At 57.2% G+C, this 16,304-nt stretch carries 9 protein-coding genes; 8 read left to right on the forward strand and 1 reads right to left on the reverse strand.

The genetic code is table 11. The features are described from left to right. Positions 1–11 precede the first annotated feature (11 nt). The 8 genes from N5D61_RS10310 (at position 12) to N5D61_RS10345 (ending at position 13,015) form a co-directional block, all read left to right on the forward strand. Complete coding sequence (locus tag N5D61_RS10310) at positions 12–4,868, forward strand: NAD-glutamate dehydrogenase (RefSeq protein ID WP_279892472.1); 4,857 nt, start codon at positions 12–14, stop codon at positions 4,866–4,868. A 258-nt stretch (positions 4,869–5,126) separates the two neighbouring features. After that, complete coding sequence (locus N5D61_RS10315; protein ID WP_279892475.1) at positions 5,127–9,398, forward strand: RHS repeat-associated core domain-containing protein; 4,272 nt, start codon at positions 5,127–5,129, stop codon at positions 9,396–9,398. A 1-nt stretch (position 9,399) separates the two neighbouring features. Beyond that, entirely contained in the window at positions 9,400–9,723 is a 324-nt protein-coding gene (locus tag N5D61_RS10320) for a hypothetical protein (RefSeq protein ID WP_279892477.1), read from the forward strand. A gap of 863 nt (positions 9,724–10,586) precedes the next feature. Next, complete coding sequence (locus tag N5D61_RS10325; protein ID WP_279892732.1) at positions 10,587–10,901, forward strand: RHS repeat-associated core domain-containing protein; 315 nt, start codon at positions 10,587–10,589, stop codon at positions 10,899–10,901. 136 nt (positions 10,902–11,037) lie between these two features. Continuing rightward, positions 11,038–11,361 carry a hypothetical protein gene (locus N5D61_RS10330; protein WP_108238205.1) on the forward strand — a complete coding sequence of 108 codons (324 nt, stop codon included), beginning with the start codon at positions 11,038–11,040 and terminating at the stop codon, positions 11,359–11,361. A 197-nt stretch (positions 11,362–11,558) separates the two neighbouring features. Next, a complete protein-coding gene (locus N5D61_RS10335; RefSeq protein ID WP_279892479.1) occupies positions 11,559–11,888 on the forward strand; it encodes a hypothetical protein in 330 nt (109 codons plus the stop codon). A 292-nt stretch (positions 11,889–12,180) separates the two neighbouring features. Then, on the forward strand, positions 12,181–12,672 hold the full coding sequence (locus tag N5D61_RS10340; protein ID WP_279892481.1) for a hypothetical protein: 492 nt from the start codon (positions 12,181–12,183) through the stop codon (positions 12,670–12,672). A 193-nt stretch (positions 12,673–12,865) separates the two neighbouring features. Further along, on the forward strand, positions 12,866–13,015 hold the full coding sequence (locus N5D61_RS10345) for a hypothetical protein (RefSeq protein ID WP_279892483.1): 150 nt from the start codon (positions 12,866–12,868) through the stop codon (positions 13,013–13,015). 408 nt (positions 13,016–13,423) lie between these two features. On the opposite strand, the gene acnB is transcribed toward N5D61_RS10345, so the two are convergent. Continuing rightward, positions 13,424–16,024, reverse strand: a complete 2,601-nt coding sequence (gene acnB, locus N5D61_RS10350) for a bifunctional aconitate hydratase 2/2-methylisocitrate dehydratase (RefSeq protein WP_108238208.1) — start codon at positions 16,022–16,024, stop codon at positions 13,424–13,426. Positions 16,025–16,304: the final 280 nt, after the last annotated feature.

Genomic DNA, 16,304 nt, shown 5'->3' on the forward strand with positions numbered 1-16,304 from the left:
GAGTACCACAGATGGCGTTCTTCACCGCAGCCAGCAAGCCCGACTTTCAGCATCAACTGCGAGCGGCACTGGCCCAGCACATCAGCGAACAGGCACTGCCACAAGTGGCGCTGTTCGCCGATCAATTCTTCGGCATCATTTCGCTGGACGAACTGACCCAGCGCAGGCTTTCGGACCTTGCCGGCTGCACCCTGTCAGCCTGGCGGCTGCTCCAGCATTTCGAACACAACGCCCCGCAAGTGCGCGTCTACAACCCTGATTACGAGCGTCACGGCTGGCAATCCACCCATACCGCCGTCGAGGTGCTGCACCATGACTTGCCGTTTCTGGTGGACTCGGTCCGTACCGAGCTGAACCGTCGGGGCTACAGCATTCATACGCTGCAAACCACGGTGCTGAGCGTTCGTCGCGACGAAAAGGGCAATCTGGTCGACCTGTTGCCAAAAGGCGCAACTGGCGAAGGCGTTTTGCAAGAGTCGCTGATGTACCTGGAAATCGACCGCACCGCCAACCCATCTGAGCTCAATGTGCTGGCCCGCGAGCTGGAGCAGGTGCTGGGCGAGGTCCGTGTTGCGGTGGAAGATTTCGAGCCGATGAAAGCCAAACTCCGTGAGTTGCTGGCCGGCATCGACGCCACCGAATATGCCGTGGATGCGGATGAGAAGTCCGAAGTGAAGGTTTTTCTGGAGTGGCTGGCGGACAACCACTTCACGTTCCTGGGCTACGAAGAATTCACAGTCGAAGGCGGCAGTGAAGGCGGACAGCTGACCTATGACCCGGCGTCCTTTCTCGGGCTGACCAAGCTGCTGCGCGCGGGCCTTACCCAAGACGACCTGCACATCGAAGGCTACGCGGTGAACTACCTGCACGAGCCGACGCTGCTGTCGTTCGCCAAGGCTGCCGCGCCGAGCCGCGTGCACCGCCCGGCCTATCCGGATTACGTGTCGATCCGCCAGATCGACGCCAGCGGCAAGGTCATCAAGGAGTGCCGTTTCATGGGCCTTTACACCTCTTCGGTGTACGGCGAGAGCGTGCGCAATATTCCGTACATTCGCCACAAGGTCGCCGAAGTCGAGCGTCGGTCCGGTTTTGACGCCAAGGCGCATTTGGGCAAGGAACTGGCGCAAGTGGTCGAAGTGCTGCCGCGCGACGATCTGTTCCAGACGCCTGTGGATGAACTGTTCAGCACCGTCATGTCCATCGTGCAGATCCAGGAACGCAACAAGATTCGCGTGTTCCTGCGCAAAGATCCTTACGGCCGTTTCTGCTACTGCCTGGCCTACGTGCCGCGGGATGTCTATTCGACCGAAACCCGTCAGAAGATCCAGCAGGTTTTGATGGAGCGCCTGAAGGCGAGCGACTGCGAATTCTGGACGTTCTTCTCCGAGTCGGTACTGGCACGGGTCCAGTTGATCCTGCGGGTGGACCCAAAAGTCACCCTCGACATCGATCCGCAACAGTTGGAAAGCGAAGTCATCCAGGCCTGCCGCTCGTGGAAGGACGACTACGCCAGCCTGATCGTCGAAAGCTTCGGCGAAGCGCAGGGCACCAACGTGCTGGCCGACTTCCCCAAAGGCTTCCCGGCCGGCTATCGCGAGCGCTTCGCAGCGCATTCGGCAGTGGTCGACATGCAACATCTGCTGAACCTGACCGATGCCAAACCGCTGGTGATGAGCTTCTACCAGCCCCTGTCAGGCGACAAGGCGCAGTTGCATTGCAAGCTGTACCACGCCGACACCCCGCTGGCGCTGTCTGACGTGTTGCCTATCCTGGAAAACCTCGGCTTGCGTGTGTTGGGGGAATTCCCGTACCGCCTGCGCCATACCAGTGGCCGCGAATTCTGGATTCACGACTTCGCCTTCACCTATGCCGAAGGTCTGAACCTGGATCTGCAGCAGCTGAACGACACACTGCAGGACGCGTTCGTGCATATCGTACGGGGCGATGCAGAGAACGATGCGTTCAATCGGCTGGTCCTGACTGCAGGCCTTCCTTGGCGCGATGTGGCGCTGCTGCGTGCCTACGCGCGGTATCTGAAGCAGATCCGCCTGGGCTTCGACCTCGGCTACATCGCCAGCACGCTGAACAACCATGCCGACATCGCCCGCGAACTGACGCGCCTGTTCAAGACCCGTTTCTATTTGGCGCGCAAGCTGTCCGGCAACGACCTGGACGACATGCAGCAACGTCTGGAGCAGGCGATCCTCTCGGCACTGGACGACGTTCAGGTGCTCAACGAAGACCGCATCCTGCGCCGCTACCTGGACCTGATCAAGGCCACTCTGCGCACCAACTTCTATCAGACCGACGCCAACGGCCAGAGCAAGGGCTATTTCAGCTTCAAGTTCAATCCCCGTCTGATCCCCGAACTGCCCAAGCCGGTGCCCAAATTCGAAATCTTCGTGTACTCGCCACGGGTCGAAGGCGTTCACTTACGCTTCGGCAACGTGGCCCGCGGCGGGCTGCGCTGGTCCGACCGCGAAGAAGACTTCCGTACCGAAGTGCTCGGCCTGGTCAAGGCCCAGCAGGTCAAGAACTCGGTCATCGTGCCTGTCGGTGCCAAGGGCGGTTTCCTGCCGCGCCGTCTGCCGACCACCGGAACCCGCGATGAAATCCAGGCCGAAGCGATCGCCTGCTACCGCATCTTCATCTCCGGCTTGCTGGACCTCACCGACAACCTGAAAGAGGGCGTGTTGATCCCACCGGCCAACGTGGTGCGTCATGACGACGATGACCCGTACCTCGTCGTGGCTGCGGACAAAGGCACCGCGACCTTCTCCGACATCGCCAACGGCATCGCCATCGACTATGGCTTCTGGCTGGGGGATGCGTTCGCCTCTGGCGGCTCGGCGGGGTACGACCACAAGAAGATGGGGATCACCGCCAAGGGCGCGTGGGTCGGCGTGCAACGTCATTTCCGTGAGCGCGGGATCAACGTCCAGCAGGACAGCATCAGCGTGATCGGCGTGGGCGATATGGCCGGTGACGTGTTCGGTAACGGTTTGCTCATGTCGGACACGTTGCAACTGGTGGCGGCGTTCAACCACCTGCACATCTTCATCGACCCGAATCCGGATCCGGCCACCAGCTTTGCCGAGCGCAAGCGTCTGTTCGACCTGCCGCGTTCGGCCTGGACCGACTACGACACCCGTATCATGTCCGAAGGGGGCGGCATTTTTCCGCGCAGCGCGAAGAGCATCGCCATCACCCCGCAGATGAAAGCGCGCTTCGACATCACCGCTGACAAGCTGACCCCGACCGAACTGATGCATGCCCTGCTCAAGGCGCCGGTCGATCTGTTGTGGAACGGCGGCATCGGCACCTACGTCAAGGCCAGTTCGGAAAGCCACGCCGACGTGGGCGACAAGGCCAACGACGCCCTGCGCGTCAACGGGAACGAACTGCGCTGCAAGGTCGTGGGGGAGGGCGGTAACCTGGGCATGACTCAACTGGGCCGCGTCGAATTCGGCCTGCTGGGCGGAGCGACCAACACCGACTTCATCGACAACGCCGGTGGGGTCGACTGCTCCGACCACGAAGTGAACATCAAGATCCTGCTCAATGAAGTGGTGCAGGCCGGTGACATGACCGAGAAACAGCGCAACCTGTTGCTCGAGAGCATGACCGACGACGTCGGCAACCTGGTGCTGGGCAACAACTACAAGCAGACTCAGGCCCTGTCGCTGGCGGCGCGCCGCACTTACGAACGCATTTCCGAATACAAGCGCCTGATGAACGACCTGGAGTCCCGTGGCAAGCTGGACCGCGCCATTGAGTTCCTGCCTTCCGAGGAGGAACTGGCCGAGCGCATCAGCAAGCAGAAAGGCCTGACCCGTGCGGAGCTGTCGGTGTTGATCTCCTACAGCAAGATCGACCTCAAGGAAGCGCTGCTGGAGTCCCGTGTGCCGGATGACGACTATCTGGCCCGCGACATGGACACCGCTTTCCCACCGTCGCTGGCATCGAAGTTTGCCGACTCCATGCGCCGTCACCGCCTCAAGCGCGAAATCGTCAGCACCCAGATCGCCAACGACCTGGTGAACCACATGGGCATCACCTTCGTGCAGCGGCTCAAGGAGTCGACCGGCATGAGCGCCGCCAACGTGGCCGGTGCGTACGTCATCGTGCGTGACATCTTCCACCTGCCACACTGGTTCCGGCAGATCGAGGCGCTGGACTACAAGGTACCGGCTGAAATCCAGTTGGCGCTGATGGACGAACTGATGCGTCTGGGGCGTCGTGCCACCCGCTGGTTCCTGCGCAGCCGTCGCAACGAACTGGACGCGGCACGTGACGTGGCTCACTTCGGTCCGCACCTGGCCGCGCTGGGCCTGAAACTGGACGAGCTGCTGGAGGGGCCGCCGCGTGAAGCCTGGCAAGCGCGCTATCAGGAGTACGTCGCGGCTGGCGTACCTGAGCTGCTGGCGCGTATGGTCGCGGGCACCGCGCACTTGTACACCTTGCTGCCGATCATCGAAGCTTCGGACGTCACCGGCCAGAATGCAGCTGACGTGGCCAAGGTGTACTTCGCGGTGGGCAGTTCGCTGGACGTGACCTGGTACCTGCAGCAGATCAGCGCTTTGCCAGTGGAAAACAACTGGCAGGCCCTGGCTCGCGAAGCGTTCCGCGACGACATCGACTGGCAGCAACGGGCGATTACGGTGTCGGTGCTGCAAATGGCCAACGGTCCGGAGGACGTGGAAGAGCGGCTGAACCTGTGGCTGGAACAGCACCTGCCGATGGTCGAGCGCTGGCGCGCCATGCTGGTCGAGCTGCGTGCTGCGAGCGGTCATGACTACGCCATGTACGCCGTGGCCAACCGTGAGTTGCTGGACCTGGCCATGAGTGGGCAGGTGGCGGTGGTTTAGACGCGTTAGCTTCGAGTCTTAAGCGGCAGTCTGCAAGAAACAGCCCTGCATCGAGAGATGCGGGGCTTTTTTGTTGGCTTGGGATTTTTACTCTGATGCCCTAGCGTCGTACATATCCGACTCCCGAGTAAGAGCCCAAGACAAGCGCCTGTAGTCCCTTTCTGAAAGAATCGTAGCCCCTCGTTTTTGTGTTTCAGCGCCCGGACAGTCGCACTGTAAACCCCTAGATTCCGCGCTTTTCTCAGCGCGGATCACGGAATGTCTGACGCCCTTTGGGCTGCCCGCCAAGGCGATGCCCTCGCTCACAGTTCGATCGCCGCCGACCTTTTCGGCGGTGCATTGCAAGTCATCGCCACGGTTGGCGCATCGGTTCTGGTGACCACCGCGATTGTCGCGGCGGCCGGGGTCACGGTCGCCACCGGTGGTCTGGGCGCCTGCGTGTTGGGCGCTGTCGTCGGCGCTGCGGTGACGGTCGGTATGGATCTCACCGGCGCCAATGACGCCTTGAGCACGTTTTGCGAAGGGGTGGCCAACGATCTCTTTCCGCCCACGGTATGCGCGCACATCACCAGCGGCTCACCCGACGTGTTCATCAACGGTTTACCGGCTGCACGTGCGGCTGGGTCGATCTCTGAAGCATCGGTCGAGCTGCCGGAAGATGAAGCGCCAGAGGGCACCTTTCTCGACATCGCCAAGGGTTTCTTTTCGGAACTGTGGCGCCCGACTGTCGCCACCCCGCAGCCCGGTGCTGTGCCGCAATCGCTGGACTGGATCGCCTGCGACAAACACCCCGGCCTGCCCGGGCAGTACCTGGCTGAAGGCTCGGATTCGGTATTCATCAATGGCCAGCCCGCCGTGCGCAGCGGGGACCGCAGCACCTGCGACGCGGTGGTGGTGTCTTCCGGGCAGATTTCCCCCAATGTGCGCATCGGCGGCGGCAAGGCGGTTGTCCGAACCATCCGCAGCGGCAAGACGCCCGGTGTAGGGCTCGCGGTTTCAGCGCTGATGGCGCTGCGCGGCGGCCCGGCGAGATTTGTCAGCAATCTGCCGTGCCTGTTGGTGGGGGCGGCCAGTGGCGCTGCTGTCAGCGCTGCCGCCGGGGCGTTGGCTCGGGCAGTGACTGCCTCGCCGAATCCGGTGCACGCCGCCACCGGGGCCAAGGTCTTGGGCGGCAGTGAAGAGCTGGACTTCGTGCTGCCGGGCGTGTTGCCGATCGAGTGGCAGCGGTTTTACAGCAGCCGGGATGCGCGACGCGACGGACTGTTCGGCGCGGGCTGGAGCGTGGCATTTGAAGTGTCTGTCGAGGTCGAGGCCCTCACGGAAGGTGGCGAAGGGCTGATCTATATCGACGAACAGGCACGGCGCATCGACATGGGCACGCTGGCACTGGGGCGTGCAGTGTTCAGTGCGGGGGAGGGGCTGGCGGTCAAGCGGCATACCGACGGGCGGGTGCTGATCGAAAGCGAAGACGGCATCTACCGGCTGTTCGAGCCGAATCTGGTTGAGCCTTCACGCCTACGTTTGAGTCAGCTCGGTGACCGCAACGACAACCGAATTCATCTGGTCTACGACGCGGAAGGCCGTCTGGTTCGGCTGCACGACACCCTGGATGTCGTGCGTCTGACGCTGGTTTATTCGCGGCAATGGCCAGGCCGGGTCGAGCGTGTCGAACGGTCGTTCGATGACGACTCTTCAGAGGTGTTGGCCTCGTACGCTTACAGCGATCAAGGCGATCTGTGTGAGGTACGCGACGCGCTGGACAATGTGCAGCGGCGGTTCAGCTATGACGTTCATCGGCGCATGGTCGAGCACCGGTTACCCACCGGGTTGCGCTGTTTTTATGAATGGGCGCTGGTCGACGAGCGCGAGTGGCGCGTCGTGCATCACTGGACCGACGAAGGGGACGAATACCGCTTCGCCTATGACCTGGACGCAGGTTGCACGGTCATCGTCGACGGCCTGAATCGCCGCAGCGTTCGATGCTGGAACGCCCAGCATCAGATCACCGAGTACACCGACCCTCTTGACCGGACCTGGCATTTCTCGTGGAACGATGAGCGGCAGTTGCTCAGCGCCACTGACCCTCAGCAAGGCCGGTGGACCTTTGTCTACGACGACGCGGGCAACCTGACGTCGACCGAGGATCCCCTCGGGCGCATCGAATCCACTCACTGGCTGGAACATTGGTCGCTGCCCAAGGTGGACACCGACGCTGCAGGCCATCAGTGGCAATACCGCTATGACCGGCGGGGCAATCGCACCCATGAGGTGGATCCACTGGGGCAGGTTACCCGTTATCGCTTCGACGAACGGGGGCGGGTCATCGAGGTCATCGACGCCAAGGGCAAAAGCAAGACCCTGCGCTGGAATGAGTTCGGGCAACTGACCGATTATCTGGACTGCTCGGGCCACAAGACTGAATTTCGCTATGACCGGCGCGGGTTTCTGGACCGACGTACCGACGCCCTCGGCGAGCGCACGCAGTACATGCACGATGCGCTGGGTCGTTTGCAGCTGCGCGAATCGCCGGTCGGGCGCGTCGAGCGTTTCCTGCACGATGACAGCGGTTTGCTCGTCGGTTATGTCAATGCTGCGGGGGAGATCACCCGCTATGGCTACGACCGACGAGGACGGTTGCGGCAGCGTCAGGACCCCCACGAGCGCACGGTCGAGTACCGCTACGACGCCTATGGCCGACTCGAAACGCTGACCAACGAAAACGGAGAATGCTACCGGTTTGCCTGGGATGCAGCGGATCAACTGATCGCCCAGCAGGATCTCGACGGCAGCCAACGCCAGTATCAGTACGACGCGCTGGGCGACGTCGAATGTGCCACCCAACTGGCGGGTCTGGACGCCATCGTTCACCGCTTCGAGCGCGATGCCGTCGGACGCCTGATCGCAAAAGTGACTGACGATGGCCGCACGGCGTATGCCCACGACCTGCTCGATCAGTTGATTGACGTGACCTTCACCGACAACGAGGGTGAGCGACGCAGCGTTGGCTTCGCCTACGACGCACTCGGCCGCCTGGTCAGCGAAACGACCCCATCGGGCACCGTTCTTCATCGCTACGACGAACTTGGCAACCTGATCCAGACGCAAACCCCCGATGGGCGCTGGATCAACCGCTTGCTTTACGGCAGCGGCCACCTGCATCAACTGAACCTCGACGGCCAGGTAGTCTGCGATTTCGAACGGGATCGGCTGCACCGTGAGGTGCTGCGAACCCAGGGCAAGCTCCTCACTTGCAGCGCCTACGACCGCAGCGACCGCCTGCACTCACGCACCCGCCAGCACGAAAGCCGCCCTCGGCCTTTGCCCGCTGACAGCACAAAAACCTACGAATACGACCTGACCGACAACCTCCTGACCCGTGTCGAGCAGCAGCGTCATGGCGAGCATCGGACCCTGTTCGGCTACGACTCCAGCAGCCGGATAATGACCGCCCAAGACAGCGTCAGCCGGCTAGTGGAGCGATTTACCTACGACCCCGCCGCCAACCTGGTGGCCGGCGAATCCAGCAAGACGCGGGTCACCCAGAACCGACTGCTGACCTGGCAGGACAAGCACTACCGCTACGACAGCTTCGGACGCCTGAGCGAAAAACGCAGTATCCGGCGCGGGCTGCAACGCTTCGTCTACGACGCCGAAAGCCGCCTCATCGAAGTGCAAAATCCCGATCGCCACGTCGTGCGCATGACCTACGACCCGCTGGGCCGACGCATCGGCAAAACCCTGCACCACCCCGACGGCCGGATTCTCTGCGAAACGACCTTCCTCTGGGACGGCCTTCGCCTGCTGCACGAAGAGCAAAACGGACTGCCCACCCTGTACCTGTACGCGGACGAGAGCCACGAACCCCTGGCCCGCGTCGACGGCCGAGGCGAACACCAGACACTGCGCTACTACCACAACGACCTCAACGGCCTACCCGAACAACTCACCGAACCCGACGGCCACCTCGTCTGGCGCGCGCGTTACCAAGTCTGGGGCAACACCACTGAAGAAACCCGCGACCCCCACTTTCCCGAAAACCAGAACCTGCGCTTTCAGGGCCAATACCTTGATCGCGAGACCGGCCTGCACTACAACACCTTCAGATACTACGACCCGGACATAGGCCGCTTCACCACCCCCGACCCGATTGGGCTGGCGGGCGGGCTGAACCTGTATCAGTACGCGCCGAATCCGATTCGGTGGGTGGATCCGTGGGGGTGGTGCAAGGAGGTCGTACGTGTTCGGCATTACACAAACAAGAAAGGGTTGGAGGGGATCAAAGCGTCTGGCGTTATTATCGCTCAGGATAAAGGCCGGGTATATGTTGAGCCAGCAAAAAATAAGCCATTAAATATGGTTGATGCTCAGGATAAGTACTCTATCAAGAAGGGTAAGGGCAGGCATTATGTTGAAACTGATGCTCCAAAAGAGCGATTGGAGTGGATTCCGAATCCAAAATATCATTTGGACGAACTCACAGTTAAAGGTGATCTGACTTTGAGTAATCCCAAATTTGTTATAAGGAAATAATATGAAGAAAGAAAATGAATTTGTTACTTATAGTGGGGAGGATATTATTGAGGCGTTCTCCGAAGTTGAGTATATTCTAATTTCACTCAGAGATATTTCTAATTATTACTACCATCACCCTGAGAGACCGGTGACGGACGAGACCGCCGTTGCGTATGCGCTTGAGACTACTAGATTTATAGATCAAAATCGAATCAATGATAGGCTGAACAAGATAAGAAGGATACTTGAAGAGCCTTTTGATAATGGGGTGGGTGATGATGATATGGATGACATTGAGCGTGTGGTTGATAAGTTGAAATTTTGGAGGAAGCCTGGTGATTAGTTTGGTGAGGTTGGTCGCATTTGTATTAGCGGCTGATTTGGATATTTAAATGGTAGCGGTTAATGGGGTGGATGGTAAATTATTGTGATTAGCTGCCAAGAGTCACAGGGCCATATGAATCGCTATAGAGAGCACGCCCAGAGCCGACGTATGTCAAAGGGGGGGGCAATACCCAAAAGGGGTAAGCTGCGTATAAGTTCCGAAAAAGCGTCAGGCAATAATTTGTGTAGTTAGCGGTGTAATCAGAGTGCGAATGATTATGTTTCTTTGTGATTTCCTAATCTAATGAAAGCGTATTACAAGCTTGATGCTCTTAAAGCAAGGAGTTTTCTTTTTTGTGGTGCAGCGGAGGGAGCATTTTTTGCGATGTATGATTTCATCCATGAGTCGACTCCATTCAGCTTGTTGACTAATGAGGAAATGGAAAGGCGACTCATGGATGAGTTGTACTACGTCGCGTATGACTGTGTGGTACACAAAGGGAAATAAAGGTTTTTTAAAGGGGAGGTATTAGTTGTCGGTAAAACGAATTTTATCGAGTTTTTAAGGAGCGTGGCGGAGAGGGACGAACTTCGACCGCTTCTGGTGTCTCCGGTTTTTGACGGAGTACCAACGAAGGTTTTTAGTATTTCCGAAGAGGGGTACTATGTTTATGAGTATTTTTTATAACGGTTTTATATAGATTTTAATTTGGCATATTATCGTGGGTCGTTAACGCAAAGTGCTGCGTGGCCTTGCTCTTATAAACGTGTTTTTCGGCGTTTTGCTAGGGAGGGTTTTTATAAGTCAGGCGCTCCCCAGCCCTGCTTATCAAGAACTGGAACCGGCTCCTTCAGGGCCAATACCTTGATCGCGAGACCGGCCTGCACTACAACACCTTCAGGTACTACGACCCGGACATAGGCCGCTTCACCACCCCCGACCCGATTGGGTTGGCGGGCGGGCTGAACCTGTATCAGTACGCGCCGAATGCGATTGGGTGGGTGGATCTGTGGGGGTGGTGTAAGAAGATCGTACGTGTGCGGCATTACACAAACATAAAGGGGATAGATGGCATTAGAGAATCAGAAATAATCATCGCGAGAGATAACAATCGAGTTTATGTAGAGCCAGCCAAAAAAACCTTTGAGCGAAATAGAAGCCCAAGTGACACTTGGAATTACAAGAGGCAGGGGTAAGCACTTCGTAGAAACTGATGTGCTTGAAAGCGAATTGGAATGGATACCCAACCCTAGATATCACACTAAAGAGCTCACAATCAAAGGGAACGTAACTCTCAAAAACCCCACTTTCATGATAAGGAGATAAAATGGAATGAAAGTAGAAAATGAGATAATCAAACTCGAGGGCGCACAGCTCATTGATGCCCTGTGCGAAATAGAATACATAATGATCTCATTAAGGGAAATGGGTCGTTACTACTATCAAAACGTGCAATCCCCGCCAACGGATGAAACACATCTTGAGTATGCGCTAGAGACGACTAGATTTATCGACGAAAACCTGATATTTGACAGGCTTAATAAGGTAAGAGCCATACTGTCCGCACCTTTCAACAGCGAGCTTGGAGATGATGATATGGATGACATAGAGAGAGCTATTGAAACTGTAAAGTTTTGGAGTAAGCCAGGCGATTGAATACGAATACGTCCAATACAATTTCCTACTTATAGCAAATCATGGGCCGAGGACTGGTAGGACGTTTTGCACTAGTGAGATCACCATAAAATTGCGAGCATCTTTTTCGCATCGACCGCCAAATATTCCGGCCTTTGAGCTGACCGTGAAAGGGGATGTGGTGTTGGATAACCCCGCTTTTGTCATTAGGACGTGATATGAAAAAGCAAAACGAAGTGGTGTCGTATAAAGGCGAGGTGGTGATTCAGGCGCTGTGTGAAACAGAGTATATTCTTATCTCGCTTGGCGATATGGGGAGTTATTATTATCTGCACCCAGATAGGCCGCCTACCCCGGAGGCAGATCTTGAGTATGCGCTTGAGGCTACGAGGTTTATAGATGAGAATGGTATATGTGATCGTTTGAATAAGGTCAGAAGCATACTCTGTGAACCTTTTGATCATGGGGTGGGTGATGATGATATGGATGACATTGAGCGTGTGGTGGATAAGCTGAAATTTTGGCGCAAGCCTGGTAAGGCTAGTTGAGGTTTTATTTTCTGTTGTTTCGAGTTTTAAAAGGCACTCGTTGGCGGGGTGGATAATGAATTGTTTTGACGGGCTGTCTCTGATGATGCATTTTAAGTTGAAAATGACCTGGGAAAATTTTAAAGCTAAGATTGGTTATAGTTCAGATGCTAATGTGCTTCTCAAAGAGTCAAGGGGAGAAACTTCGACAGTGGCGTGATCGCTAGGTCAATGTTGGAAATGATCTCCCGCATTATAAATGGAGAGATGGATCACAAAATGTTGGTCATGTTTTTTTCAAGGACTAACCCTAATGATGACACCATACCCAGGTCGCTTACTTGACGACGAACAAGGTTTTCGAGTTTTGAAATGCTACATTTATAAATTTGTAAGGAACAGGATAGAGAGAAAACCTAGGTTCGATCTCGAGAAGAGATCGTTTACGGAAAAAAAATATTTTTGGTTTAACACGTGGCGGCCGTTATCAGGTTCGTATCACGAAGATAGCTATATTGAAAGCTTTGAAGCGGTGAAAAAAGAAAGCTTTATAGCCGAGGAAAAAAATGTATATTTTATGCCGCAGTATACTCAAGACAAAACGACTAAAAAAAGGAAAAGCTATATATATCAATGTTCAGGGCTGGACGTAGCACATTATCTTTCAGTGATGACGCTGGGTGATTTGCAAAATATTACTATTTTCGGTAGCCGTTTCGATTGGGCGGTTGATTTGTACGAAGATACGCTGCCGGGGCATAAAGATGACATGGATGTACTGGTTTATGTTAAGCGCCCTGCATGAGTGTGATGTTCGGTTTTAAAGAAGTGTGGGCAGGTACTAGACAATGATAAGTCATTGTTATATTCAAATTTATTATTACACTTAATCCTGCTTCGTCGAAAATCAAAACTTGGATTCGCATGGCAAATACCTATCGCGTAACTGGACCGCAAAGGCAGACCGGTTTCCGGTACGTCGAAGGGCGCCTGGACCTGTGGATAGACACCCTAAGCCATTGGTCGAGCGCTGGCGCGCGTTGCTAATCGAACTGCACGCCGCACGTGGCCATGACTGTGCGATGCATGCTTTGGCCAACCCAGAGTGGGTGGACCTGGCCATGAGTGGGCAGACGGTGGTGGTCTGAGCGATCAGCTACGGGCTGTAAGCGGCAAGAAAGAACCTCGTGCCGAGAGATACGAGGCTGTTTTGTCGGTCTAGCTTGCGGCCGCTACGCGGATGCCCTTCGGGCCAATCGCGGGCAAGCGCGCTCCTACACCTATTTAAACGTGCCGCATCTGAGAGGCTGCTTCTTAGCCTTGGCGAAAGCCATGAACACTTTGTGTCAGTTATAAAGGCCACCGACACGGTCTATCAGGCCATGGCGCGTTGCAACAACTGTAGGAGCGCGCTTGCCCGCGATGTGCCCGAAGGGCACCCATGTAGGGCCTTGGAGCGGACCCAATAACGCCCAATTTCGCCACGCAACAAAACAACCCCATAAAAAAACCCCGCCGAAGCGGGGTTCTTTTTTCATCTAACGCAACTGTCGATCTTACGCCTGAACCACCGGAATCTTGGCGTTAGCCGCCGATTCACGGAATTCGGCGATCTGGTCGAAGCTCAGGTAACGGTAGACATCGGCCGACATGCTGTCGATCTTGCCCGCGTATTCCATGTACTCCTCGACGGTCGGCAGGCGACCCAGGATCGAGGCCACGGACGCCAGTTCGGCCGAAGCCAGGTAGACGTTCGCGCCGTCGCCCAGACGGTTCGGGAAGTTACGGGTCGAGGTCGAGACCACCGTGGCGTTGGCGTTTACGCGTGCCTGGTTACCCATGCACAGCGAGCAGCCTGGCATTTCCATGCGCGCGCCGGCCTTGCCGTAGATGCCGTAGTAGCCTTCTTCGGTCAATTGGTGAGCGTCCATTTTGGTCGGCGGCGACAGCCACAGACGGGTTGGCAGCTGACCTTTGACCTGATCCAGCAACTTACCGGCAGCACGGAAGTGACCGATGTTGGTCATGCAGGAACCGATGAACACTTCGTCGATTTTCTCGCCAGCCACGCTGGACAGCAGGCGAGCGTCGTCCGGGTCGTTCGGTGCGCAGAGTACCGGCTCCTTGACATCGGCCAGGTCGATTTCGATGACTTCGGCGTATTCGGCGTCCTTGTCGGCTTCCAGCAGCTCAGGATTGGCGATCCAGGCTTCCATCGCCTTGGCGCGACGCTCCAGGGTACGAGGATCGCCATAACCTTCCGCAATCATCCAGCGCAGCAGGGTGATGTTGGAGTTCAGGTACTCGGTGATCGACTCTTTCGACAATTTGATGGTGCAACCGGCGGCCGAACGTTCAGCCGAGGCGTCGGACAGCTCGAAGGCTTGTTCGACGGTCAGGCTTTCCAAGCCTTCGATTTCCAGGATGCGGCCAGAGAAGGCGTTTTTCTTGCCTTTCTTCTCGACGGTCAGCAGGCCTTTCTGGATCGCGTAGTAAGGAATGGCATGAACCAGGTCACGCAGGGTGACGCCGGGTTGCAGCTTGCCTTTGAAACGGACCAGGATCGATTCCGGCATGTCCAGCGGCATGACGCCGGTGGCCGCGGCGAACGCCACCAGGCCGGAACCGGCCGGGAAGGAAATGCCGATCGGGAAACGGGTGTGCGAGTCACCACCGGTACCGACGGTGTCCGGCAGCAGCATGCGGTTCAACCAGCTGTGGATGATGCCGTCGCCCGGACGCAGCGAGACGCCGCCGCGTGTCATGATGAAGTCGGGCAGGGTGTGGTGGGTCTTGACGTCGATCGGTTTTGGATACGCAGCGGTGTGGCAGAAAGACTGCATGACCAGATCGGCGGAGAAGCCCAGGCACGCCAGGTCTTTCAGTTCGTCACGGGTCATGGGACCGGTGGTGTCCTGAGAACCGACGGTGGTCATCTTGGGTTCGCAGTAGGTGCCCGGGCGGATGCCCTCGGTGCCACATGCCTTGCCGACCATTTTTTGCGCCAGGGTGTAACCCTTGGTGCTGGCAGCAGGTTCTTCAGGGAGCTTGAACAGGGTCGAAGGTGGCAGACCCAGTTCGGCGCGCGCCTTGCTGGTCAGGCCACGGCCCACGATCAGCGGGATACGGCCGCCCGCGCGAACTTCATCCAGCAGGACTGGTGTTTTCAGTTCGAAGGTGGTGATGACTTCGTCGCTGTCGTGTTTGCACACTTTGCCCGCGTACGGGTAAACGTCGATGACGTCGCCCATGTTGATGTTCGAGACATCGAATTCGATGGGCAGAGCGCCCGCGTCTTCCATGGTGTTGTAGAAGATCGGAGCGATCTTGCTGCCGAAGCAGAAACCACCGGCACGCTTGTTCGGCACGTAAGGGATGTCGTCACCGAAGAACCACAGCACCGAGTTGGTGGCGGATTTACGCGACGAGCCGGTACCGACCACATCGCCAACATAGGCGATCGGGAAGCCCTGGCCGCGCATTTCTTCGATTTGCTTCATCGGGCCGATGGAGCCTTGCACGTCAGGCACGATACCGTCGCGGGCCATTTTCAGCATGGCCAGCGCGTGCAGCGGGATGTCTGGACGGGACCAGGCATCTGGTGCGGGCGACAGGTCGTCGGTGTTGGTTTCGCCTGTGACTTTGAAGACGCGCAGGCTGATTTTCTCGGCCAAGGTCGGACGCTTCTGGAACCACTCGCCGTCTGCCCAGGATTGCAGCACGGCCTTGGCGTGTGCGTTGCCGTTCTTGGCCTTTTCAGCGACATCGTGGAAGGCGTCGAACATCAGCAGGGTGTGCTTCAGTTGCTCGGCGGCGACCGGCGCCAGTTCGGCGTCGTCCAGCAGCTCGACCATGGTCACGATATTGTAGCCGCCCTGCATGGTGCCGAGCAGTTCTACGGCGCGTTTCTTGTCGAGCAGTGGGGAAGTGACTTCGCCCTTGGCCAGAGCGGAAAGGAACCCGGCCTTGACGTAGGCAGCTTCGTCAACTCCAGGAGGAACGCGGTTAGTGATCAGGTCAAGCAGGACAGCTTCTTCGCCAGCCGGTGGGTTTTTCAGCAGCTCGACCAGGCCTGCAGTTTGTTCGGCGTTAAGCGGCTGGGGCACGATACCCTGGGCGGCACGCTCTTCGATGTGTTTACGGTAGGCTTCAAGCACAGTATTACCCTCATCAGTGGTCCCAAATGGGTGTCCGGGACGCTCATCCAGAGAAAGTCCGCATCCGTGCCCGTAAAAGACTTCGTGAGTCTTTAGGCAGCACGCTGACGATCTCCAACAGAAGCTGTTTTCAAAGTTTTACGCCTGCATGAGCGATTCCGAGGAGGGGACGCAGGCGAACCTGCGTCGTAGAACCGTACTGCCGGGTTGACTTGACTGTGCTCGTGACGCTTTGAAAACAGCTTCCAACGGACATTGGCGCCTTAAAAGGCCCGGTGAT

The organism is Pseudomonas sp. GD03842 (assembly GCF_029841165.1).
Classification (GTDB): domain Bacteria; phylum Pseudomonadota; class Gammaproteobacteria; order Pseudomonadales; family Pseudomonadaceae; genus Aquipseudomonas.